23 protein-coding genes are annotated in these 23,000 nt (G+C 39.5%); 4 read left to right on the forward strand and 19 right to left on the reverse strand.

Features of this window, described 5'->3' with window-relative positions; all coding sequences use genetic code 11:
• Positions 1-128: 128 nt before the first annotated feature.
• From abc-f to WKH56_RS18550, 7 genes are all read right to left on the reverse strand, one after another.
• On the reverse strand, positions 129-1,757 hold the full coding sequence (gene abc-f, locus WKH56_RS18520) for a ribosomal protection-like ABC-F family protein (RefSeq protein ID WP_310883890.1): 1,629 nt from the start codon (positions 1,755-1,757) through the stop codon (positions 129-131).
• A gap of 370 nt (positions 1,758-2,127) precedes the next feature.
• Positions 2,128-3,450, reverse strand: coding sequence for an alpha-glucosidase/alpha-galactosidase (gene melA / locus WKH56_RS18525; protein ID WP_014459694.1), 1,323 nt, complete (start codon positions 3,448-3,450; stop codon positions 2,128-2,130).
• A gap of 26 nt (positions 3,451-3,476) precedes the next feature.
• On the reverse strand, positions 3,477-4,307 hold the full coding sequence (locus tag WKH56_RS18530) for a carbohydrate ABC transporter permease (protein ID WP_014459693.1): 831 nt from the start codon (positions 4,305-4,307) through the stop codon (positions 3,477-3,479).
• Positions 4,307-5,239: a carbohydrate ABC transporter permease gene (locus WKH56_RS18535; protein ID WP_033579310.1), complete on the reverse strand. Its 933-nt coding sequence runs from the start codon at positions 5,237-5,239 to the stop codon at positions 4,307-4,309. The genes WKH56_RS18530 and WKH56_RS18535 overlap by 1 nt, the downstream gene beginning before the upstream one ends.
• An 89-nt stretch (positions 5,240-5,328) precedes the next feature.
• Complete coding sequence (locus WKH56_RS18540) at positions 5,329-6,588, reverse strand: ABC transporter substrate-binding protein (RefSeq protein ID WP_168760930.1); 1,260 nt, start codon at positions 6,586-6,588, stop codon at positions 5,329-5,331.
• Between the two features lie 311 nt (positions 6,589-6,899).
• Positions 6,900-7,934, reverse strand: a complete 1,035-nt coding sequence (locus tag WKH56_RS18545) for a LacI family DNA-binding transcriptional regulator (RefSeq protein ID WP_048019118.1) — start codon at positions 7,932-7,934, stop codon at positions 6,900-6,902.
• On the reverse strand, positions 7,922-8,095 hold the full coding sequence (locus tag WKH56_RS18550) for a hypothetical protein (RefSeq protein ID WP_155404580.1): 174 nt from the start codon (positions 8,093-8,095) through the stop codon (positions 7,922-7,924). The genes WKH56_RS18545 and WKH56_RS18550 overlap by 13 nt, the downstream gene beginning before the upstream one ends.
• 172 nt (positions 8,096-8,267) lie before the next feature.
• Here WKH56_RS18550 and WKH56_RS18555 point away from each other — a divergent pair, with 172 nt between their 5' ends.
• Together WKH56_RS18555 and WKH56_RS18560 are read left to right on the forward strand one after the other, a co-directional pair.
• A complete protein-coding gene (locus tag WKH56_RS18555) occupies positions 8,268-9,023 on the forward strand; it encodes a hypothetical protein (protein WP_310883891.1) in 756 nt (251 codons plus the stop codon).
• A gap of 65 nt (positions 9,024-9,088) precedes the next feature.
• Positions 9,089-9,868, forward strand: a complete 780-nt coding sequence (locus WKH56_RS18560) for a class I SAM-dependent methyltransferase (RefSeq protein WP_048019116.1) — start codon at positions 9,089-9,091, stop codon at positions 9,866-9,868.
• A 55-nt stretch (positions 9,869-9,923) separates the two neighbouring features.
• On the opposite strand, the gene WKH56_RS18565 is transcribed toward WKH56_RS18560, so the two are convergent.
• From WKH56_RS18565 to WKH56_RS18590, 6 genes are all read right to left on the reverse strand, one after another.
• The gene (locus WKH56_RS18565) at positions 9,924-10,139 is read right to left on the reverse strand and encodes a hypothetical protein (RefSeq protein WP_048019115.1); all 216 of its coding nucleotides are present in this window, start codon (positions 10,137-10,139) and stop codon (positions 9,924-9,926) included.
• A gap of 76 nt (positions 10,140-10,215) precedes the next feature.
• A complete protein-coding gene (locus tag WKH56_RS18570; protein WP_048019114.1) occupies positions 10,216-10,671 on the reverse strand; it encodes a GNAT family N-acetyltransferase in 456 nt (151 codons plus the stop codon).
• 19 nt (positions 10,672-10,690) lie between these two features.
• Entirely contained in the window at positions 10,691-11,362 is a 672-nt protein-coding gene (locus tag WKH56_RS18575) for an HAD family hydrolase (RefSeq protein ID WP_048019113.1), read from the reverse strand.
• A gap of 171 nt (positions 11,363-11,533) precedes the next feature.
• Positions 11,534-12,670: a glycerate kinase gene (locus WKH56_RS18580; RefSeq protein ID WP_048019112.1), complete on the reverse strand. Its 1,137-nt coding sequence runs from the start codon at positions 12,668-12,670 to the stop codon at positions 11,534-11,536.
• A 20-nt stretch (positions 12,671-12,690) separates the two neighbouring features.
• Entirely contained in the window at positions 12,691-13,959 is a 1,269-nt protein-coding gene (locus tag WKH56_RS18585; RefSeq protein WP_048019111.1) for a GntP family permease, read from the reverse strand.
• Positions 13,960-14,085: 126 nt separating this feature from the next.
• Positions 14,086-15,186, reverse strand: coding sequence for a sugar diacid recognition domain-containing protein (locus tag WKH56_RS18590; RefSeq protein ID WP_230683471.1), 1,101 nt, complete (start codon positions 15,184-15,186; stop codon positions 14,086-14,088).
• Positions 15,187-15,344: 158 nt separating this feature from the next.
• On the opposite strand from WKH56_RS18590, the gene WKH56_RS18595 reads away from it, so the two are divergent.
• Positions 15,345-16,529 (forward strand): iron-containing alcohol dehydrogenase, encoded by a 1,185-nt coding sequence (locus WKH56_RS18595; RefSeq protein ID WP_048019110.1) that lies wholly within the window; start codon positions 15,345-15,347, stop codon positions 16,527-16,529.
• Between the two features lie 32 nt (positions 16,530-16,561).
• On the opposite strand, the gene WKH56_RS18600 is transcribed toward WKH56_RS18595, so the two are convergent.
• From WKH56_RS18600 to WKH56_RS18625, 6 genes are all read right to left on the reverse strand, one after another.
• On the reverse strand, positions 16,562-16,909 hold the full coding sequence (locus tag WKH56_RS18600; protein ID WP_048019109.1) for a DUF805 domain-containing protein: 348 nt from the start codon (positions 16,907-16,909) through the stop codon (positions 16,562-16,564).
• Positions 16,910-17,069: 160 nt separating this feature from the next.
• Positions 17,070-18,071, reverse strand: coding sequence for a DUF3231 family protein (locus WKH56_RS18605; protein ID WP_048019108.1), 1,002 nt, complete (start codon positions 18,069-18,071; stop codon positions 17,070-17,072).
• A 252-nt stretch (positions 18,072-18,323) separates the two neighbouring features.
• Positions 18,324-18,602 carry a hypothetical protein gene (locus WKH56_RS18610; RefSeq protein ID WP_048019107.1) on the reverse strand — a complete coding sequence of 93 codons (279 nt, stop codon included), beginning with the start codon at positions 18,600-18,602 and terminating at the stop codon, positions 18,324-18,326.
• A 112-nt stretch (positions 18,603-18,714) separates the two neighbouring features.
• Entirely contained in the window at positions 18,715-19,626 is a 912-nt protein-coding gene (locus tag WKH56_RS18615; RefSeq protein ID WP_048019106.1) for an NAD(P)/FAD-dependent oxidoreductase, read from the reverse strand.
• A 181-nt stretch (positions 19,627-19,807) separates the two neighbouring features.
• The gene (locus WKH56_RS18620; RefSeq protein ID WP_048019105.1) at positions 19,808-20,617 is read right to left on the reverse strand and encodes an SRA domain-containing endonuclease; all 810 of its coding nucleotides are present in this window, start codon (positions 20,615-20,617) and stop codon (positions 19,808-19,810) included.
• Positions 20,618-20,767: 150 nt separating this feature from the next.
• A complete protein-coding gene (locus tag WKH56_RS18625) occupies positions 20,768-21,580 on the reverse strand; it encodes an amino acid ABC transporter substrate-binding protein (protein ID WP_048019104.1) in 813 nt (270 codons plus the stop codon).
• Positions 21,581-21,900: 320 nt separating this feature from the next.
• Between WKH56_RS18625 and WKH56_RS18630 the strand changes: the two genes are divergently transcribed.
• Positions 21,901-22,977 carry an LLM class flavin-dependent oxidoreductase gene (locus tag WKH56_RS18630; RefSeq protein WP_310883892.1) on the forward strand — a complete coding sequence of 359 codons (1,077 nt, stop codon included), beginning with the start codon at positions 21,901-21,903 and terminating at the stop codon, positions 22,975-22,977.
• Positions 22,978-23,000 lie beyond the last annotated feature (23 nt).

Below are 23,000 nucleotides of genomic sequence, written 5' to 3' on the forward strand. Positions count from 1 at the left end.
TAATGATTCCATAGCCAATCCATTTTATTCTTTTGGGCGTTCCTTTTACATTCATATCCGTTAATTTTCCTTCAATACGCTTTTGATGTTCAGTAACATCATTGTATTCATTGTTAGGCGAAGTGATATTATCCTTCCTTTCTATTTAATCGTTTTCTTTCTTTTAACAGCTCTTCGTATTTTTTTTCAAGACGCTGCTTTTCTTTTCCTTCTGGCGTGATAGAAAGCTCGCTAATCACTTTTGTTAATTCTAGTTGAAGCGCAAGTTTCTCGGCTTCATTTTGCTGCTGTGACGCTTTTTTGCTTTTACCCGTGTCTTCAATCGCCGCGAGCTCCGCTTTGGACTGTTTTAACGTCAAAACATGCGTCGCAAGCTTTTTAACAAAATAGCGGTCGTGCGTCACAAATAAAATCGTCCCTGGATAAGCTTTTAACACTTCTTGCAACGCTTCTTTTGTATGAAGATCAAGATAGTTGGTCGGTTCATCTAAAAGAAGAACGTTATAGTTTCCTAAAAAGACTTTTGCTAATGCCGTTTTGACTCGTTCTCCTCCGCTTAGCATCTCTACTTTTTTATACACGTCTTCACGTTTGAAAAGTAAGCGCGATAGCACCGTACGAATAAACTGCTCGGTGTACGGACTGTCTTCTTTAATGTTTTCTAAAATGCTTTTAGCGGGATCTAGATTTTCAAGGCGCTGATGGAAAAAGCCGAGTTTTACAGGCTTCGCAACCGTGATTCCTTCTGTTCGCTGCTCAATCATATTCAGCAGCGTAGATTTTCCGGCGCCGTTTTTGCCGACAATCGCTACTTTCGCTCCTGGCTTCACACCGCCTTTTAGGTTTTGAAACAAGATACGGCCACCAGCTGACGCTGAGATTTTGTCAAAGCTTAGTACCTGCTTGCTGTGCACTTGGTGAAACTGCGATAGGTCAAAATGAATTTCTTCCATTTCTTTTGGCTTTTCTTTTTTCTCCAGCTTTTCAATTCTTGTTTCAATCGCTTTTGCGCTTCTGTCTAGCTTCGCTTTTTGTTTTCCGACCGCTCGCTTATGAAGTCTCGCTTCAGAATTGCCCATGCGGCTCGGCGCTTTTTTAAGCGCCTTTGATTTTTGGCTTTTTTCTTCAGACGCCAGTTCGAGTCGCTGCTTTTCTTTTACATACTGTTCATATTCAAACTGCTGTCTTTCAACCGCGTATTTTTTTTGTGTCACATATTCTTGATAATTGCCTTCATAACAGTGAATTTTGCCGCCTTCTACTTCCCAAATAGACGTACAAAGGCGGTTTAATAATTCTCGGTCATGTGAAATCAGCAGCAGACTGCCTGTAAAAGACTTCATTTCTTCTTCAAATTTTTCTACGCCTTTTACATCTAAGTGGCTCGTTGGCTCATCGGCTGCAAGCAGTTCCGCGCCGGATGAAAGAGCAGCTGCAATTTTCTTTCTTGTTTCTTCTCCTCCGCTAAGAAAGTCCGCTTCAGTTGGTACGCTCCACTGACTTTTCATCTCAGGAGAAACGTCTCCTGTAGCTTGAACATCAAGCTGCGGAATCAGTGAGGAACGGCCATATGTTTGCACAATCCCTTGATCTGGACTCATTTTTTTCATTAAAATATGAAGCAACGTCGATTTGCCTTCTCCGTTTTTCCCCACAATTCCAATTCGCTCTCCGCGATGTACTTGAAGCTTCTCTGCTTGAAACAGCAGGCGATCTCCATAGCTTTTTTCAATATTTATAGCTTCTAACAATAACATAAAAAAACCTCCCTAGGATTTCTAGAGAGGATTAGAGGTCATAATTAGGCATACGCAAATATGCACCCTTTTATAGAGTAAAAAAAGGGAGAAATCACTTCATATAAGACATATAGAAATGGCACCTAAAAATGTACAGACTAATCCTATCTAGACAAATGTTCATTTAAAATAAAGTTTTAAAAGAATGTCTAAAAAAATAGGATTACTTATCCATTGTCTACGGTACCTTTCCTTTCTTAGTATAAAATGACTTGCTTCTTACAGTGTATGATGAACATTTTTAAATGTCAATATCCATTTGGATGATATTCCCTTCTTTTCCTAAGTACAAAAGATCCTCAGCTGATCTCAGCCGAGGATTCTTTTCTTACACGTATTGGTTCACTTTCCCTGTAAAATCAGGCAGCCACTCGCCGTGGGCTTCAATTAAATCATCGCACATACGAATGATGTCATCCATGGATAATTCCGCATTTGTATGAGGATCTAGCATCGCTGCTTGATAGATGTGCTCTCTTTTTCTAGTGACAGCTGCTTCAATAGTTAATAATTGCGTATTAATATTCGTGCGATTTAACGCCGCAAGCTGCTCAGGTAAGTCTCCTACATAAGTCGGCATAATGCCGCTTCGGTCTACAACACATGGAACTTCTACGCACGCTTTTGTCGGCAGGTTACTAATTAAGCCTCCGGTATTTAATACGTTACCCGCAAATTTAAACGGCACGTTTGTCTCCATTGCTTCAATGATTCTAGAGCCGTACTCATGTGAACGCGTATGAGTTAACTGACTGTTGTTAACCATTTCTTCTCTCATGGATTCCCAATTGCTAATTTGCTCTTCGCATCGGCGCGGATATTCATCAAGAGGGATGTTAAACTGATCAACAAGATTTGGATATTTATGTTTAATAAAGTATGGATGATATTCTGCGTTATGCTCAGACGATTCGGTAATATAATAACCGAACTTATCCATTAGCTCAAAACGCACCATATCATGATGCTTTGTTCTTTGTTTTTCTTTTGCCAGACGCTTGATTTCTGGGTATAAGTCTTGTCCATCTCTTTTTACTTCTAGCAGCCAGGCCATATGGTTAATGCCTGCGATTTTCTCTTGTATTCCTTCATGATCCATTCCGAGAGAATCAAATAAATCTTTTGTACATACTTGAACACTGTGACAAAGGCCTACCGTCTTTACATTTGTATAGCGCAGCATTGCACCCGTTAGTGTTGCCATTGGATTGGTGTAATTTAAAAACAGCGCATCCGGACATACTTCTTCAATATCTTTTGCAAAATCAAACAGCACTGGAATCGTGCGCAGTGATCTGAAGATTCCTCCAATTCCTACTGTATCTCCAATCGTCTGACGCAAGCCGTATTTTTTAGGAATTTCAAAATCAATGACGGTGCTTGGTTTGTATCCGCCTACTTGAATCGCGTTAATCACATACTTTGCTCCTGTTAAAGCTTCTCTGCGGTTCAAATAGGCTTTAACCGTAATATTCACTTTGTAGTTTTCTTTTAGATTGTTTAGCATATTTTCCGAATCTCTTAAACGCTCAGCATCTATATCGTAAAGTGCAAACTCAAAGCCAGCTAAAGCAGGCACAAACATGCAGTCTCCTAAAATATTTTTTGCAAAAACTGTACTTCCCGCTCCGATAAATGTGATTTTAGACATTGTCATCTTCCTTCCTCATATTGGTTTTATCCTTTTACAGATCCTGATGAAAGCCCTGCAATAAAGTATTTTTGTAGCACTAAAAATAAAATGGTCATTGGAAGCATCGCAATGATTGCAGCTGCTCCTACTAAGCTAAGATTATTTTGATTTTCGGCAAAAAAGCTCGCTAACGTAACGGTTAATGTATGCATTTCCTTATCTTGAAGGAAGAAAATTGCAAACTGATAGTCGTTCCAAATATAGACGCTTGCAATAATTAAAATAGACGCAGTGACAGGCTTTAGCAGCGGAAATACGATTTTAAAGAAAATCGTTAACGTGCCGGCCCCATCAATTCTTGCTGCTTCCTCGAGCTCTTTAGAAATAGTGGAGCGAATGAAACCCGCATACAAAAAGATCGTTAGCGGCAAAAATGCTGCGACATTATTTAAAATAGCAATTTGGTATGTGTTCATCATCCCCATATTCACAACCATTTTGTACAGCGGAACTAGTGCTGTTAAAGGCGGTATTACCATCACGGCGATAAAGATAAAATAGACGTACTTATTTAGTTTCGTTTGGCGTCGCGCTAAAGGATACGCAGCCATTGATCCTAAAAAAATAAGCAGAATCGCCGAAACGAACGTAATGATAAATGTATTAACAAAAGAATTTCCTAAGTTGGCTTGCTCCCAAGCCGCTGTGAAATTTTCAAGGTGTATACTTTTTGGAAATACCCATTTTGAACTAAAATCCCCGGTTGCCTTTAAAGAAGTCGTAACTAGAATATAAAAAGGGACAATATGAACGAGCGTTATACAAAGCGCTAGAAAGGTAAAAAACCGTTTTTTCCGTTTATTTGTATAGTCCATCACGCTTCTGTCTCCTTTCTCTTAAAGTACACAAGTGCTGATAAGCTAATGACTAAGATAATGAGCGCCATGCACACACCTTGAGTTGCAGCATAGCCGGCGTCCTGTCTTCTAAAATATAAATCATACATAAAAGTAGACATTGACTGCGATGCATCTCCAGGTCCTCCTCCTGTCAGCGCAACAATGACGTCAAACAGTTTTAAACCTCCGATAATATTTAAAACGACGTTAATTGTAATCGAAGGCATGAGCAGTGGAAGCGTGATGTTTTTAAACTGCTGAAGAGCCGATGCTCCGTCAAGCTGTGCCGCCTCGTAATAATCTTTTGAAATACTTTGCAGCCCCGCTAAATAAATAATCATTGCAATTCCAACGAATTGATACGTATTGACGAACACAATAATCCAAGAGTTAAGCTCCGGAGTCCCCAAAGCATTAATCTTCTCAAAGCCTAAAAATACAAGAAGGTCATTTAAAGCGCCTCCTTGGTAGGCAAAAAAGAAGTACCAAATATACCCCATAATAATTGGGCTGATAATAACCGGAAGGTAGACAATTGTTCTTGTTACAGCTTTCATTTTAATGCTTTGATTGAGAAGCAAAGCATATAACAAGCCAATAATGTTTTGGAAAATTGTACTGCCTATTCCGTAGAGCAGGGTATTTTTTATCACAAGCCAAGTCGTTGGATCTGCAAGCAAACGTTTATACTGCTGGAGCCCAATCCAATCGTATGTTTGTGAAAATCCATTCCAATTGGTAAAGGAAAGTCTAATTCCGTTAATAAAAGGATAGATAATAAAAACGGTGATAATTACTAAGCCGGGAAGGTACATCCACCATAAAGAAGACTCTGTTTTTAATTTTTTCTTTCGTTTTTCCGTATCTCTTACTACGGAAACCGACTCTTTCCTGACTATTTCATTCATCGTGTTCACTCCTATTTCAGCTTGTGTTGAAAAGAAGCAGAAGCCTATCTCCCTGCTTCTTAGCGAACAAGGAACTTTTGCACACTATTTTATTGTTTACTCAGACGCTTGTACTCTTTTTCCATCTCTTTTGATAATTGCTTTGGCGTTAAACTTCCCGCTAGCAATTCTTGACCTGTAGAAGACATCACTGCCCACATGCCGCTCGGTAAATACTTTCGGTCGAAGTATGGCTCAACTTTAATATCGCTATACTTATCGTAGTATTCAGAGTAGTAGTTTTGTGTTTTATTGTTTGTCAGAGCCGATGCTGAAGACGTTCCTTCGGCAATCTTTTTGGCAACTTCCGGCCGTGACACAAATTCAATAAATTTCTTAGCTTCTTTAAGGTGCTTAGAATCCTTCCACGCAGCAAGGGTAAAGCGCTCTCCGCCGATCCAGCTTTGCGTACCGCCTTTATGAATAGCAGGCACCGGTACCGTTCCTACTTTTACTTCAGGATTTAATTCTGTTGCATCCGGTCCAAGAGATCCGCCCACAAATGTAAAAGCAATTTTATTTTGAGCCATTAATTCCGTTGCTTGAGATACTTTTGCGGTTAATACATCTTCATTCAGCAGCCCTTTTTTCTTCATTTCTGCCATTGTTTCCGCTAGAGGCGTATAGTTTGACCAATTGAATGTCCCTTTTTCCAACTGCTTAGCATAGTTTTTATTTTTTGCTGTAATAAGCTGAGGTGTAGCCAGCTGATCAAACACTTGAGCAATATTCCCATTTTCCCCTCCTGGGATCCATAAAGGAGCTACTTCTCCTTTGCTTTTCTTTTTTACTGTTTCTAACGCTGTTATAAATTCATCCATTGTGTTAGGAGGCTTTATTCCGTATTTTTCTAACAGCGTCGCATTATAGCTAATTCCGTCTTTTGCTTGATTTAAAGGATACGCATACACTTTGCCGCTTTTATCTTTTAAAATTTGATTTAGCGCTGGATCCAAATGCTGAACCCAATCCATATCTTTTAAATCTGCTACATACTCCCCGTAGCGAAGCTGAGACCAGCCGTGCGTATCAAATAAATCGGGCATATCATTTGCACCCATTTTCACACGAAGCATATCTTCATAGCCGTTACCCGGAAAATTCGCATCAATTTTAATATCTGGATTTTGTTTTTCAAATTCTGCAATTGCGTTTTGAAGCGCTTTTCTCTCGCCTTTATTACTCATCGTAGAAAAAAGCGTTAACGTTGTTTTCCCATTTCCGCCTGTTGATGCTTCTTTATTTCCGCAGCCCGCTGCCACAACAGAAAAGACTAGTAATAGAACGAAAAGATACGTAAGCTTTTTCATTTATCTTCTTTCCTCCTTATACTCTATCAAGTTATAAATAACTGAATATTCAGTATTTTAACCATAGACAAATTCATTGCACAACGAAATAAAGTCACTTATAATTTAGTCCTATACTTTTACAAAGGTTCAAAGAGTCCTAGAGATGAAAAAGCTTTTTCATTTACATACTTATCTGCCAATAAGTATGTAGTTTCTAGGGCTTTTTAACCTGCCTTTTTTATGATTTTTTCTATTTTTCTTCCCCCTTATCACTCTTTATGTATGAATTCTGCTTTTTTATCACCCCCTTTCGAGTTATAGCTTTTAGGTTACTGCTTCTTGAGTAAAGCTCCACAGCTTTCACGGTAAATTAATTTAGTCGGCACCATGACTTTTAAAGGAATAGACCTGCCGCTTAGCCGATCTACTAGCATTTTAACAGCTTGCCTTCCCATTTCTTCGGTATATACTTTAACCGTTGTGAGCGGCGTGCTCGCAAATGCTGCGACATCCACATCATCAAAGCTTACAATCGCTACGTCTTCAGGAACCTTTATAGTTGATTGCTGCAGGGCACGCATCGCCCCTATCGCCATTGCATCACTTGCGATAAAAAATGCCTGAGGAAGATTTCCTTGCTTAATCGCTTGTGCCATCAGCTCATACCCTTCAGTCATTGAGTACTCCCCTATATAAACTTTCTCGGAATCAAGCAGGCCTTTTTCATGCATAACGCTTTCAAAAACTGTTTGACGCTGATCTTCAATAATAGAACTTCCATTTATATAGTGTTCTCTTTCTGTCCCTCCGATATAGCCAATTCTTTTATAACCGAGGTCAAATAAATGATTTAATGCATGTTTAGTAGCTTTCTCAAAATCAATCATGACCGAATCGTACAAATCCTCATCCGCTTTGTGATTGATAAAAACAATAGTATCTAAATGATTGCTCACTTCTTGAACCGTTTCTGGACTAACTCTTCCCACTACAATTACTCCATCAAGATCCTGCAGCAACTCTTCTTGCTTCATGCCTTTTAGTCTAAATGACTTTACTGTAAAAATTTCTTTTTCTGCGCATTCACTCTCTATTCCATGGCGAATAGAAGAGAAAAAAGGGTCTACTAACTCTTCTTCAAGCGATTGAGCAAAAATAATACCTATCCTTGGAGCTTCTATGTCTTTTCCGTTTGCCGTTCCTTTTCGTATCTTCACAGGCGTATATTGCAGCTCCTTGGCTGCATGAAGAATGCGCTCACGAGTAACCTCAGATACAGAAAGCGTATGATCATTATTTAGTACTCTGGATACGGTTGAACTGGAAACATTAGCGTACGCCGCTATATCTTTTAAAGTTGCCATCTTTTTACCTCTCTATTATAATCTTCTATTTTTACTAAATATTTATCTCTTATATTGGAAGAATAGCACATTAATAAAACGCTTTCAATAAATAATTTTAAAATTTCAGTAAATTCATTGAAATATTCTCCAAAATTCTTCATTTCTTTTGTTAGTTTCACCGTTAAAGTGACAAAAAAGCCGCTATCACTACCTTGTTTTTATCAAACCGCACTAAAACTCAAGTAAACTTTTAGTAAATATTAATTTTTATAAGAATTTGTTCATATTTGATATAAAACGGTTTGTTGGGGAAAATAAAAGGAGAAATACTGATAAGGAAAGAGAGCGCATATGATTAGCAAACATTCTTATTTTCAACAATGTCTGCCTGCCCTTCAACAATTGCATAATATGAATTTTACGAAAGAACAGCTGTTGCAAAAAGACTTTTTAATCGGTCAAGAAAAGGAACTAAGCATGTACTACTCACCCCATAACGATTACATAAATCCAGACGCTCATATTATTATTGCCGGCATCACACCCGGCTGGTTTCAAATGAAAACCGCTTTTAAACAATGCGTTTCCAGCCTGTCCCATCATCATCCGCTTGAACAAGTACTGTACGAAACAAAAAAAGCCGCTAGCTTTAGCGGGACGATGAGAGTAAATTTAATAGACATGTTAGACAGGTGCGGCGTTCAAAAAGCGATCGGTATGGACAGTGCCGCTGAGTTATTTGCTTCACAGCGAGATATGCTGCATACAACGTCCGTATTAAAGTATCCTGTGTTTCACAAAGGAAAAAACTACACGGGTCATCAGCCGCCAATTGAACGATCAGCGCTTCTTTCTCACTATGCTTTTGAAGTGTTCACGCATGAATTGAGCGAAATAACGAATCCATGTTTAATTGTTCCACTGGGAAAAGCCGTTGAAAATGTTTTAAGAAAACTTTCGCGTGAACCTTGGTTTTCTGGGCATACGTATTTATTTGGCTTTCCTCATCCATCCGGAGCAAACGGACATCGAAAACGGATATTTGAAGAACACCTAAATGAATTCACGGAATTTGTGGAGGGGTGGGCTGTAAAAAGAAAGAGCTGAAACTAGTTTCAGCTCTTTTTTTGCTATAATTATGTAAAAATACACCTACACGGAGGTCCGCTTTTATGTTAACAAATTTAGAAGAATATAATAATCCTCTTTTATACGACGATGAAAATGAGCAGTATACAGAAGACGTTGCTTTTTTACTAACAGAAGCAGCTAAGGAAAGCGGAATAATCCTTGACTTAGCTTGTGGTACAGGACGTGCGACCATTCCATTAGCAAAAGCGGGACATTCACTGATTGGAGTAGATATTCACCCACCCATGTTGCAAGAAGCGCAGAAGAAAGCAGAGACTTTAAAGCTATCTGTTAAATGGGTAGAACAAGACTGTACCAAACTCGACTTAAAAATAAAAAGCGACTTTATTTATATCGTAGGAAATTCATTTCAGCATTTTCTAACAAATGAGGAGCAGCACGCCTTTTTACACCACGTTTATATGCATTTGAACGATGGTGGAACCTTTATTGTTGGAATACGTTTTCCTTCTATAGAAGAGCTAACGTCAACAGCCGCCGAAGAGTATTGGAAAAGCTATCAAGATTCCGACACCGGATATACAACAGACGTCTACATAAGCAGCCACTATGATGCCATCAAACAAATTCAGCATAATCTCACAACTAGAAAGATAAGAGATCACGAAACAATCATAAAAGAAATAACATCGAAAACAGATTTACGCTATACGTTCCCGCAAGAAATGGAACATCTTTTAGCACGTATCGGATTTATGATTACGAACGTCTACGGAGATTGGAAAAAGAGCGCTCTGACCAACCAAAGCACTCAAATGATTTACGTTTGTAAAAAACAAAGAGTCAATTCCACTCTTTGACACGGTTTATAGCCTGTTTATTTCTAGTATTAAAAAGAAGGATGCACACATCACTTTAGCTTTTTCTTCTTTTGGAATCTCCTTCTTTTTCTTCTAGTTCTCGTTCATGCTGTTCTTCATGAAACTCTTCTTCTGTTTGTGCAGCAAGATAGTCAAACAGCGTATAGTAATTACGAGGAAGCTTTCGGTGCCAAACTGTTTTAACAATAATGATCAGCAGCGGAATACTAACCATTAAAACAGCAACTAAAACTAGTAGTGAAAAAATCATAAATTATTTCCTCCTGCTTTATAAACCGTTCCTCCTGGAACAAAAAAACGGATACCCTACATTCATTTACTTATATTCAATCTATATTTACCGCCATCAGTATACGAGATTCATGAGTGACAAAACCGTTCTTTTCAAAGAAACGTTCTGGTTTTCCTTGACCTCTTTCTGTAGACACGTAGACTTCTTTCACTTCTTTTTGTATAAGTAACTCGTTAAGGAAAGATAAAAGGCTCGTTCCTATGCCAGTTTGCTGAGTGCTGCTTAACACACAAATTTCATTTACATAAAACGCCTTATAGTTCGCCCACTGTTCTTCATTTCCTACTATAAATCCTGTGAGTTTATTGTTTTCACTATGAAAGTAACCTATCCCTATGTAACCTGGAGTTTTACTGATATCGTATAAACGGGCATAAGCAGTGTTTATACTCCAAGGTTCATTCCAAGGCCGGGCGCTAAAAACGTTTGTATAGATGATTGCTGCTTCTTTAAGATCTTCATCAGTCAATAGACGAACTTCGATTTTCATCGTGTTTCTCCTTTTCACATCAGTTCTCTTGAAACTCATTAATGACATTCAACAGCTCTTTTAAATCCTCTATTACATATGAATCTGTAAAATTCCCGTCAAAGAAAGCGTCTTTTTTCCATACAGCATGCATGCCTGCCCCTCTTGCACCAAGCACATCATTTTCTGGATGATCCCCGATATATACACTTTCTTCAGCCGACACATCAAGCGCTTTTAATGCTCGCAAAAAGATATCTTTATGCGGCTTTTTAATGCCTTCTTGTTCGGAAACAAGTATGGTATCAAAATAGTGATCAATTCCAAGCGCTCTAATATTCATCCACTGAAAGTCCGTAAAACCATTTGTGATCATGCCTAGTAACAACCCTTTTTTCTTTAGCTCTTTTAGTACATCCTCCATATGTAAAAACGGAACGCAGTGAGCTGGAAAATGGTGAAGGTAATCATCTAGCATCCCTTCCCACGTTAGATTCGAAAGATCATATTCGTTCAAAAGCTGCTGATATACTTTGTCTTTCCATACATAGCCTTTGTGATCTAACTCGATAAATCTAGATATGTATTCCTGCTTCGGTATGTGTGCTAGCTCTTCACTATAACGCTCGTATTGATCTTGAATAAAACATTTTAACGAACTGTCTCGATCTAATAGTGTCCCGTCTAAATCAAAAATAACGGCTTTAATCATGATTTGCCTCCTTTATGTGTAAGTTGATTCAACGATTGGTTAATTATAACATTTTTAACTATAAAACTAATAAACTATATTGAATTCTTCCCTGTACAAGAAAAAAGGTCTCTTGTGATGAAAGAGACCTTCTAACATTGACTGAAAAAAATAATAAAAACTTTAAGTCCTTTATTTTATTGCTAAACTTATAACTGACGCTACATTTTTAGCCGTTCTTTCAATATTTTCATCAGCTTTTTCTAGCGCTTCCTGAAGAGTCACTGCCCCGGGCACGACGCTGAATAAGGACGAAATACCGTGTTCATACACAGCTTCACTTCCCGCTCCAATGCTCCCTGCTATCGCTATCACCGGAACGCTATGCTTTTTTGCTGTTTTGGCTACGCCAATGGGTGTTTTTCCGTAAATGGTTTGTCCATCTATTCTTCCTTCACCGGTAATGACAAGATCGGCATTTTTAATATAGCTTTCTAGCTGAGTTGCTTTAATGACGATGTCTACACCTGGCTTTAACTCCGCAGATAAAAATGCCAGCAGGCCGCCTCCTAGTCCTCCTGCCGCTCCGGCACCAGGAATACTTTGAATATGAATACCCATTTCTTTTCCAACAATCGCTGCGTAATGAGCTAAATTACGGTCAAGCTGTTTAACCATATCAGGAGTCGCACCTTTTTGAGGACCAAACACAGCGGATGCTCCGGTTTCACCCGTTAACGGATTGTCTACGTCGCACGCCACTTCTACTTTGACTTCAGCAAGCCGAGAATCCAAGTTTGTCAGATCGATAGAGGCTAACTGAGCTAAACTGCCTCCTCCTTCTTTTATTTCTGCACCGTTAGCATCAAGAAGCTTTGCCCCTAAAGCTTTTGCCATACCGGCTCCTCCATCATTTGTAGCACTTCCTCCGATGCCAATGATGATATGCTTTACTTTATGATCTAACGCTTTAAGAATGAGCTCGCCCGTTCCTCGCGTTGTTGTGATAAGCGGGTTTCGTTTATCGACAGGAACATGATGAAGGCCTGAAGCGGCTGCCATTTCAATAACAGCCGTGTTGCCGTCTCCAAGAATTCCGTAAAAAGCTTCCACCTCTTTACCTAATGGTCCGGTTACTCGCGCTTGTATAATCTCTCCACCCGTTGCGTCTACAAGCGACTGAACAGTTCCTTCTCCTCCGTCTGCCATAGGTACTTTACTAATCTCCGCGTCTGGAAAATGAGCTTTTATTCCTTTTTCAACCGCTTCACAAACATGCAGAGCCGTTAAGCTTTCTTTAAATGAATCCGGTGCAATCACAATTTTCATAGAAACACTCCTTTTTGTTTTTACCCGTATAGCTTTAATACACCAAATATAAGCGTGGATACAATTGCCATAATGAGTCCAATCAGCGATTCATAAGGGATTAATTTTAAACGTTCTTTTATTTTCATATTTACACTTCCGCCCGTTGCGTGGAAAAAGCTTCCGTGGGGGAGGTGATCAAGTACGGTTGCTCCGGCATGAACCATAGCAGCTCCGGCTAAAGCAGAAACGCCTAGCTCTAAAATCGTCGATCCAAAAACTTGGCTTGCGACTGCTGTTCCTGCCGTTGTCGAAGCCGTTGCGGCTGACATAAAAATACCTGAAACCGGTGCTAAAACATAAGCAGGCAACCCAATGGCAGACAAGCCTTGAATGATCACGTCTTTTAGCTGAGAGTTAGCAATGATTCCTGCTAATGTCCCCGTTCCAAGCAACATAATGGCTACACCTGACATTTTCCCTAACCCTGAAATAGCGTATGTATTAAGCTGCTTTCCTTTTTTCATCACAATGGCACCAACAATCCCTCCTGCGGGAAGAGCAACCATCGGATCAACATTAATATCAAAAAGCGGACGCAGCGCCAGCAGGACGATGGTAACGATTGGCGCTATGATGGCTGTTAAAAACAGCGGCAAGCTGCTTGCATCCACTGTATCTATTTCTTCAGCTCGAACCATTGTTCCTTTTTTCACTAATCGTTTGGCTACTACATAAGTAGCTGCTACGCCGAATATAGCGGGAATAATCCCTGCGGCCATTACGGATGTAAGCGGAATATTAAATGCATCTGAAGCAGCAATGGCGTTAGGATTAGGAGACATTAAATTCCCTGCCTTTCCTCCTCCGATCATTGCTAGTAAAATAGCAGGCTTTGACATACCCGTACGTTTCGCAATAGCTAAAGCAATAGGGGCTACTGTGATCACAGCAACATCAACAAACACGCCTACTGTCGTAAGAATAAGTGTGGCTAGCGCTAGCGCTAAAAGTGCTTTTGTTTCCCCGAGTTTTTTTACAATGGTTTCTGCTATAACCGCTGCAGCACCTGATTCTATTAATACGCCGGCTAATACCCCAGCTGCAAGAATCCGCAGCACTGCAGGAATGATGCCTTGCGCTCCTTCAATCATTAAAGTAACGGTATCAGCAATATTAACTCCGCCTATCAGTCCTCCTATTAAAGCTCCGGCTATCATTCCGTATGCAGGAGCCACTTTCTTTAAGATTAATATAATGGCAATTACTAATGCACAAATCGCGCCTAATGCGCTTACTTGAACGTCCATAAAGCATCCCCTTTCTTGTTTCCTCTATCCCCAATGCTAATTGTAAGCGCTACCTTTAATTCTTTCATTAGTCATTTCAACAAAAAAAGACCTTGCTATCACAAGATCTTTTATGCACGTGCACAATTATGAAATTTTAGATAGCAGTAGCGCTACATACAGTTCGAGAAGGTCTTTTACTTTCCTTGGATCTTTTCCCGTGATATCTTGAATTTTATCTAGACGGTAGCTTAGCGTATTCCGATGAATAAAAAGCTTTTTAGCTGCCGTGCTTCCTTCGCCATTTTCTTCTATGTAGATCGTTAACGTTTCGATAAGCTCTTTTTTCTTATCATATTCCTTAAGCTTTTCATAGTATTGCAACAGATCATGATTTTCTTGAAAACCGGCGCGTTGACGTAACAGTACGGGAATTTGATAATCCGAATAGCTGTAGAAATCAGCTTCTGGATGAAGCTTTGAACCAACAGCAAGCGTATCTTTCGCCTGCTGATACGATACATGAAGGCCTTTAAAGTCAGCTTGAACAGATCCTGCAGATAACTTACACACCATACCAGACGCACGAAGCTGTTTTTCCAGCTGTTCAGCATAGCTGCTAGCGCTGCCCGCTTCTATAGATTTCAATAAAACCACTCCGTCTGGAAGCATAGCGTATAGATCATTATTAGCTATGTATTTCTTTACAACCTTCATAACTTCATGGCGATTTTCAGCTTTAATAATTAGTGCCATTCTTGGAAGGTATAAGTTAATATTAAACCGATTCGCTCGTTCAAAAAATAAGGAATCCAGCGGCTCTTCTTGTTGAAGAAGCTGATGAACCACCTCTTCTTTTAATCGTTCATCCCACTGAATTTCCTCTATTAAAATCATTTCTTGAAAAATCATTTCAGCAGCCATACGCACAAGCTCTCCGTAATTACGAATCTGTTCTGGCAGTCCTGTTAATCCCACGACTCCAACAATTTCTCCGTTAAAGAAAATAGGCAAATTCACGCCCGGTTTGGCTCCGCGCAGCGAGTCAGCCTGCTGCTGAGTAATTTCGTAAGAACTGCCGCTTTTTAATACCATTAGCGCTCCTTCGTGAATTTGGTCCATTCGCTTTTTGTCACCAGAACCAATAATGACTCCTTTTTCGTTCATCACGTTAATGTTGCAATCAATAATCTCCATTGTTCTACCGACAATTTTCTGAGCTAATTCTTTTGTTACGTATCTCAACATTTCCCCATCCTTTGTCTCTATGAAGTAAAGCTCATTTTTTTCGTGACAGCTAATTTGCATTCAATGAAAAATTTACGATACTTCATTATAATATACGTAGAAGCAAAACCACATCTTTGAAACCGCCAACAATACAGTGCCTATAGGAGGATAAAAGAATGACTGTGTCAAAACTAGTTTTTACCCCTCTTAGCTATACAGGATGGGGATCACTTCAGCAACTGCTTCCGGAAGTAAAAAAATATCACCCTGCTCATATTTTAATTGTCACAGATCCCGTGTTAAAAGACATTGGACTTGTAGATAAAGTGAGTGCTCCTCTTATCCAAAATGGATACGAAGTAGATGTATACGCAGATACGGCACCAGAGCCGCCTTTAGCGCTTGGTGAAAAACTCGTATCTTACGCAAAAAGCCGAAAATTTGATTTAGTCATTGGAGTGGGCGGCGGAAGCGCATTAGATTTAGCAAAACTTACGGCCGTTTTAGCCGTTCATGACGGAGCTGTAGAAGAATATTTGAACTTAACTGGCACGAAACAAATTACGGAAAAAGGGCTTCCAAAAATTTTAATTCCCACGACCTCCGGCACGGGCTCAGAAGTAACGAATATTTCTGTATTATCTCTTGAAAGCAGCAAAGACGTCGTGACCCATGATCATTTGCTTGCGGACGCCGCGATTGTAGATCCCGAGCTTACGCTGAGCGTTCCTTCTAAAGTAACGGCGGCTACAGGGATTGATGCATTAACTCATGCCGTTGAGGCTTATGTATCGGTAAATGCAAATCCAGCAACAGACGCCTTAGCCCTACAGGCTATACGCATGATCAGCTCTTCTTTAAGAACAGCTGTAGAAAACGGCGAAGATAAAGAAGCGCGAACTCAGATGAGCTACGGAAGCTATTTAGCAGGTCTTGCTTTTTTTAACGCTGGTGTGGCCGGGGTTCATGCACTTGCATATCCGTTAGGCGGACAGTTTCACATTTCTCACGGTGAATCAAACGCCGTACTACTTCCATACGTTATGGGCTATATCCGCAGCAGCTGCGTGACAAAGATGCGGGATATTTTTGAAGCACTAGGCGGAAACGCTACTTCTTTATCAGAAGAGAAAGCTTCTTATCAGTGTGTAAAACAACTGCAGACACTTGTTGAAGACGTCGGCATTCCTCAAACCCTTCGCGGCTTTAATATTTCAGAAAGTGCCCTTCAAAAGCTGACAGAAGATGGCGTCCAGCAAAAACGAATTCTTGCTCGCAGTCCTTTGCCTCTTCATGAAAAAGACATACGAGCTATTTACCAGTCGGCTTATGATGGAGCTATAGTGGAACCTATGCACTAAAAAACTCCCCCTTATATAAGGGGGAGTTCTATTTATGCTGCTTTGGCCGTTGTACCAAAACGATTCTCTTTTGGATCGCTAGGCTGGCAGAATAAAACAATTAGCCAAATACCTCCAATGAGTGGAACCAATGTAATGAGCTGCCACCATCCGCTTTTTCCCGTATCGTGGAGTCTTCTTGCTCCTACCGCTAACGAAGGGACTGCAATCAATAACGAATAGATAACCGGAAGAAAAAGAGGCTTATCAATAACGAACTGAAGGAACGAAAGAATAAATGAAATAACAAAGTTAACTAACACAAACATCCAGTATTCAGTTCGGCTTGCTCGACCAGAAAATACCCCGTAATTTTTTAACACCTTTATGTACCATTTCATCTGCAAAATCCTCCTTTTTTATCATATAATTGTAAATTTATAGTTTATATATCCTTTTTATTCAAAAAACAAACCGTTAAATAAACAAATAACGACATTTTTTATCCAAAAGAAAAAACTTCTTTAAAAAAAGAAGTTTTCTTGATGTATTATGCTTTTTCTATTTAATCAAATCATTTCGGTCTTCCATACTTGGCGGTTCCTCAAGCCATCCGTTTTTGGCCATAATTTTTCCTCCGTCTTGCCCGTATGTTAAAATGTCTTTGGCCGTACTGACAAGTGTAAGGGGAAGATCTCCACGCAAACTAAACGCGGTGCCTAAAGCGTTGCTCCCCAGCCCGAAACTGCAGAATAAACTCACGCAGTACATCATCAGTTTATCTGAAAAAGGTGCTACTTTTGATTCTGTCGCTTTCGCACCCCACGTCGCAGGCGTCTGAATATCACTCTCCAGAAGAATTTTGCTATAATCACTTACAACTTTCTTAGCCAGCTCTTTTCCTTTTACAAAATACTTCTTCACTTCAGGTTCATTTGCTACTTGAGCAAACCCTGTAATCATTTGCATGCCAAGAACGTTGCTTTCAATTGCATAATAAATATGTGCTACCTCTACAGTATTTAATGCACGTTTACTCGAAAACAAATGGATTCCATTCATGTAATCTGTGCCTTCGGCAAACTTCACTGTTTTAGGTACTGAAACAGCTGGAGGTCTTGGAAGCACGTTTTTTTCCTGAAGATAATCTACACATTTGTCATAGCCACTTTGCGTGAAAGCGGTAAGCTCTTTATATAGTGAAATCATGTCTTTTCTGTAGGACATGGTTAAATGAAGCGTATGTAGCCCCATGCTAATTTCTTTTAAAAGGCGAAGAAACATAATATCAAACATCTTATCATAAAGCTTAGGAACACAGACATTTACGTCTTTTTCTGTGTATCCTACCGGTATGGCTGCCCCTTCATTCTGTAAAATTTTTTTGATATCTTCAATGTAGTTCACCACTTGCATATGCGTATCTTGCATAATTTCTTTTGCTCGGTCATCTTCTGCGTGTGCAATAAAATATTCTAAGATTCTTCGGACCATTGTCTTTTGCTGATAGGTCATCCAAAGAGTAGCAATTTCACTTGAACTTAAGGGTATTTCTTGACTCATACACTAAACCTCCTGCTAGGGATACATAGAGCTCTATTTATTCAAAAGTCGGCATCTGTACAAGTGAAGATTGTATTCTACTTTAACGTTCATTCACGTAATCAGATACAAAACTCTGTCTCTTCCTCAATTAATTCTGCTTTATTTACTATGCGCAAACTGGAAGAATTCTATGTATTTCCCCTTGCTTTTAAATGGAGGAAACAAAAAAAGCCCCTTTCCATTCAAGGCGCTTTTTCAAAGAAAACGGTTTTATTCCGTCGTATCAGAAATTCTTTTGTAACTTCCGCACTTTTTTAGATATTGAATAATATCTTGATCTTTTACACGCTGGATAGCTGTTCCGAACAGTTCTGCTGCTACCTGCATACGTTCGTGTTTATGTTCAATGGTCATAATATATCGAAGCGCATCCACAACCGGTGCATTGTGACGTGTACGACGAGTTATGTACTCGTGAATGGCTTCATTTAACCCTTCCGATTCTGCTTGTTGAAACTCAGGTTTTCTTACTACTTGACTATATACCACTTTTTTGCCACTCCTTCTCCTCATTTTTAATCATGTTTTATCTCTCTTTTATTTCCAGTTCCCTAACAGAAAGGAAACAAAACATGCAATTTTACTTTTTTTATAAAAATAATTATTTTTCATATAGTTCTAACAGACGTTTGTGTATCCAGATAGCTGCTTGTAAACCTTCTCCCATCGCTACCGTCACTTGTTCAGAATGAGCCACAATGTCTCCTGCTGCCCACACGTTTGAAACGTTGGTTTCTTTTGTACGCGGATTTACGATAATGTGCTGATTTTCCAGAAGTTCTGCTCCGAGCTCATACGCTAATTCTGTTCGAACTTTATTTCCTCCGAACGCTAAAAAACCTCTTTCTCCATAGATAAATTCATTGTTTTCGAGGATGACTCCTTTTAACATTTCTGCTTCAGCTATGATTTTTTTTATTTCCGCTTCTTTATAGGTAATTCCCTTTTGCATCAAGGTATCTGCTAAGGGTCCAATCTCTTTTTTGTCATGATTAATGTACGTAATGTCATTTGTCCAATATGTTAGCGTAAGAGATAAACTCGCTCCTACTTTTCCTGACCCTAGTACTAATACCCTTCTATTATTTACTTCATACCCATCGCAGTCGGGACATACATATACGGTTTTTCCCATACAAGGATATAGCTCTTGCTGAAGTTCAGAAGGAATCCGGTCTACGACTCCGGTCGCAAACAGTAAAGTAGCTGCTTCGTAGTTCGCAGAGTTTGTAATGACGTTAAACCCCTCTATTTCTTTTTCACACTGAAGGACACGCTCTTCTGCAAATTGAATGCCGTAGCTTTTTGCTTGCTGCCTTCCCGTTTCTCTTAGAGTTTGCCCGCTTATTCCCTCAGGCCATCCCAATATATTTTGATAATTTTTGCAAAGATTGGAACGGCCATCGTTTGAATCAATAACCAATACACTGCGCTTATATCTTCCAAGCTGAATAGCGGCTTGAAGTCCTGCAATTCCTCCACCTATAATGACACAGTCATACTTGTCTGCCACAGCACATCACCCCAGCTTTTACTATTTTCTAAACGAAAGCTTCAGTTTTTCATTATCTGTTTTTCCATTAATTTTATACGCTTTATTGCCTTTATTTTTTAAAGTCATTCTTCATACAAAAAAACCGCCTCGGCAGCTGCCCTGCCTAGAGACGGTTTTTTATAAAATAAAAAAGACGATATTACTCATTTTTCTTTCCTGCTTCTTTTCCATTAATTTTAGTAATCAGCTCTTCTTTATATACTTCACTATCTTTCCCGTAGCGTAGACGACTATAACAGTTGGGACATAGTGCCGCAGCGTCCTTTGGCTTAGCGAGTCCGCTCTCTGAAAGCTTTGAAAGATAATACATTTGCACAAAGGAGCTTCCATCTTTTGCGATAAACGGCGCGCTTCCTCCGCAGGCTTCACAAATACCTGCTGCGCGTTTGTGAACATATTGTTTAAGAGCTGCCGTTTGTTTGTAAACACTTGTCTTTTTTTCTTCTCCTAATGAGAGCTGGCGAAGCTGTTCAGTTGAATAAGGTGAAACATCCAGCTTTGCTGCTTTTTCCTCGATCACAGGATTTCGTTCAAGTTCAAAAATAATAGCTTCACGAAGCTCTCCGTCTGAGTCCCACATAATTTCTAATTGATGATTAATATACGTCACTTCATCAATGAACTCTACTACTCCAGGCTCCACGTAGTGAAACAAGTAAACGGCTTTTCCTGATAAGAAATGTTCACGAAGCGCTTTATTGCCTTTAATGAGCTGCATCGATCCTCTTTGGCCTTCTCCTGTATAGAAAAAAGCGGTTTTATCTCTGTTCCACCCGTGTCCTGTTCCGTATTCACTTCCGCTTTCTTTTGTGAAAATAAAAATATATGGATGCGCTTTTGGCGTTGATATTTCGCTTTGTTCCTGTCCTTTATAAAGCTTATGAATTTGTTTTCTGCGATAACGATGTCCTTTTTGAAAGAAATCTCCGCGCTGTAAATCCGTAATCAATGAATGGCCTCCTACTGCGGTCCTGCTTTTATAGTACTTATAGCTCTACTATACACTAATTTTTGTTTTCTTTGCAGATCGTTCCTTCTATCTATTGGATTTATATCATACAAAAAAGCAGCTGTATGGGCAGCTGCTTTTTTGCTATAGTCAATTTTGCACGGTATAGTCTTCTCCTAGCCATTTTGTGCTGAGTTTTTTTAACGTCCCGTCTTTTTTCAGCTTTTTAATCGATTGGTCGACTTCCGACTTTAACTTTTCGTCTTTTTTGTTAAACATAAAATACACTTTTGAATTAATCACAATATCTCCAACTGTTTTTTGCTGAAATTTCAGTGCTTGATTACTAAAGTCGATGGAAAATGGTGTCGCAAGCGTAGCATCTGCCCGGCCTGTTTTTAATTGAGTTGTGGCATCATCCGCACCTTGACCGGCGTAAACTACATCGATTTTATTGCCGTGTTTTTTATTGTATTTGTCTAGATAGACAGCCGCATTGCTTGTAGCTCCTACAATCATTTTTTCACCTTCTAAATCTTTTAATGAATGAATATCATTTCGAGTTTTAGGAACTGTTACATAAAGCGGAGAATAATTATATGTTTCATCATTAAATAAAAACTTTTTCTTCCGCTCAGCGTTTTGAGCCATGTTATGAGCAATCATATCAATTTTATTACTTTCTAAGCTAAGAAGCAGATTTGAAAATTCCATCGTTTTAAATTCAAATTTATAATCCTTTAACTCTTTGTCGATCGCTCTTACTACTTCTACATCATAACCGGTCAGTTTGCCTTTATCATCAATAAAGCAAATGTTAGGAAACTGAGTGCCCGTTCCAACAACAATCGTTTGAACATCTTTTTCTTTCTTTTCTCCTGCACTTGAAGATACGTTTTTTCCGCATCCTGCCACGCTCACAGCTACTACAATTGAAAGTAAAAACAGCCAATATTTTTTCATACGTTCCTCCCCTGAATCCCTCTATTATGTAATAAAAAGAGGCTCTTGATAAAGCACCTGCTTCATCAAGAGCCTCTGGTTAACCAGTGGGCTTACTTCGTGTAAGATTATTCACATCATAATACTAGTTAACCGATAAATCAAGTAGGTTTTAGAAAAAAGATTATCTTGACAGCTCGGCGCCTACCGCTTAAGATACAACTAATAAAACAATGAAACTGCATATCTACCAGTCAACTGGAGGCAAATGGACACGATAATGAGTGTACGTTTGCTTTTTTTATTGTCGTCCACCATTTTATCTTTTGGAGGTAAAACGTATGAAATTTGCTTTATTTAGTCTTATTCAAAATATCCAGAACCCGGTTACTGGAGAAACATTAACTGCTCAAGAAAAGTTTCAGCATGTGTTAAATCAAGCAGTGCTGGCAGAAAAATTAGGTTTTGATGCTTACGGAGTCGGCGAAAGACACGGAGCTCCTTTTTTGTCTTCTTCTCCTCCCGTTGTTTTAAGTGCAATCGCTGCTAAAACGTCGCACATTCGTCTTCTTACTACCGTTACCGTTCTAAGCATTTTAGATCCTGTACGAGTAGCTGAAGATTACGCAACGCTTGATCACCTGTCGGGTGGACGCCTTGAACTGATTATTGGAAAAGGCAATGATCCCCGTCATTATCCGCTTTTTGGCATTACAGAAGAAGAACAATGGGAGTCTCTTGCTGAAAGATACGCTCTTTTAAAACAGCTTTGGACAGAAGAAAATGTCACGTGGAGCGGCCGTTATCGTCCGCCTTTAACTAACGTTACGACTCAGCCTCGGCCGTTTCAGCCTTCTATTCCCGTTTGGCATGGAAGCGCGTCAAGCCCGCTGTCTACAGAACTTGCAGCTAAATATGGAGAGCCGCTATTTTCATCCAATTCCTTTCACCCTCAGGCTAAATATAAAGCGCTGATTGACCATTACCGGGAACGTTTTACTTATTATGGCCATGACCCACGCAAAGCCATCGTCGGTTCGGGGGCGAGCAGCCTATATATTTCTGATACAACGGAAGAAGCGATTCGCCGCTATCGTCCATACTATAACGCATTTAGCAATACAGAAGCAGCGAAGCATAATCAATCGCCATTCACGTCACTAGAAGACATCGTTCAACACGGCCCTGCTTTAGTAGGAAGCCCAGAGCAAATCATTGAAAAAATAATAGACTATCACCATGCTTATGGAAACGAAGTGCTGAGCATCAGCTTAGACGGTCTAAGCGACGCAGAACAGCGCGAACAGCTAGAGCGCTTCGCAAGTGATATTGCACCTGTTCTTCGAAAAGAAATTCCTAGCAGCGTATGGGAAAATGAAAAAAAGAGATTGAGACATAATGAAATCAATCCAATCTAAAGACGAACAAATCAGATACATGA

Source organism: Priestia sp. SB1, from assembly GCF_038898415.1.

Coding starts and splice junctions, on each gene's coding strand:
- WKH56_RS18530 (WP_014459693.1), bottom strand. CDS start 4,307: ATGGACTATACAAATAAACGGAAAAAACGGTTTTTTACCTTTCTAGCG.
- WKH56_RS18545 (WP_048019118.1), bottom strand. CDS start 7,934: ATGGCAACTTTAAAAGATATAGCGGCGTACGCTAATGTTTCCAGTTCA.
- WKH56_RS18590 (WP_230683471.1), bottom strand. CDS start 15,186: ATGTTGAGATACGTAACAAAAGAATTAGCTCAGAAAATTGTCGGTAGA.
- WKH56_RS18605 (WP_048019108.1), bottom strand. CDS start 18,071: ATGAGTCAAGAAATACCCTTAAGTTCAAGTGAAATTGCTACTCTTTGG.
- WKH56_RS18540 (WP_168760930.1), bottom strand. CDS start 6,588: ATGAAAAAGCTTACGTATCTTTTCGTTCTATTACTAGTCTTTTCTGTT.
- WKH56_RS18600 (WP_048019109.1), bottom strand. CDS start 16,909: ATGAAATGGTACATAAAGGTGTTAAAAAATTACGGGGTATTTTCTGGT.
- abc-f (WP_310883890.1), bottom strand. CDS start 1,757: ATGTTATTGTTAGAAGCTATAAATATTGAAAAAAGCTATGGAGATCGC.
- WKH56_RS18585 (WP_048019111.1), bottom strand. CDS start 13,959: ATGGACGTTCAAGTAAGCGCATTAGGCGCGATTTGTGCATTAGTAATT.
- WKH56_RS18595 (WP_048019110.1), top strand. CDS start 15,345: ATGACTGTGTCAAAACTAGTTTTTACCCCTCTTAGCTATACAGGATGG.
- WKH56_RS18565 (WP_048019115.1), bottom strand. CDS start 10,139: ATGATTTTTTCACTACTAGTTTTAGTTGCTGTTTTAATGGTTAGTATT.
- WKH56_RS18570 (WP_048019114.1), bottom strand. CDS start 10,671: ATGAAAATCGAAGTTCGTCTATTGACTGATGAAGATCTTAAAGAAGCA.
- WKH56_RS18575 (WP_048019113.1), bottom strand. CDS start 11,362: ATGATTAAAGCCGTTATTTTTGATTTAGACGGGACACTATTAGATCGA.
- WKH56_RS18535 (WP_033579310.1), bottom strand. CDS start 5,239: ATGAATGAAATAGTCAGGAAAGAGTCGGTTTCCGTAGTAAGAGATACG.
- WKH56_RS18625 (WP_048019104.1), bottom strand. CDS start 21,580: ATGAAAAAATATTGGCTGTTTTTACTTTCAATTGTAGTAGCTGTGAGC.
- WKH56_RS18630 (WP_310883892.1), top strand. CDS start 21,901: ATGAAATTTGCTTTATTTAGTCTTATTCAAAATATCCAGAACCCGGTT.
- melA (WP_014459694.1), bottom strand. CDS start 3,450: ATGTCTAAAATCACATTTATCGGAGCGGGAAGTACAGTTTTTGCAAAA.
- WKH56_RS18580 (WP_048019112.1), bottom strand. CDS start 12,670: ATGAAAATTGTGATTGCACCGGATTCATTTAAAGAAAGCTTAACGGCT.
- WKH56_RS18560 (WP_048019116.1), top strand. CDS start 9,089: ATGTTAACAAATTTAGAAGAATATAATAATCCTCTTTTATACGACGAT.
- WKH56_RS18555 (WP_310883891.1), top strand. CDS start 8,268: ATGATTAGCAAACATTCTTATTTTCAACAATGTCTGCCTGCCCTTCAA.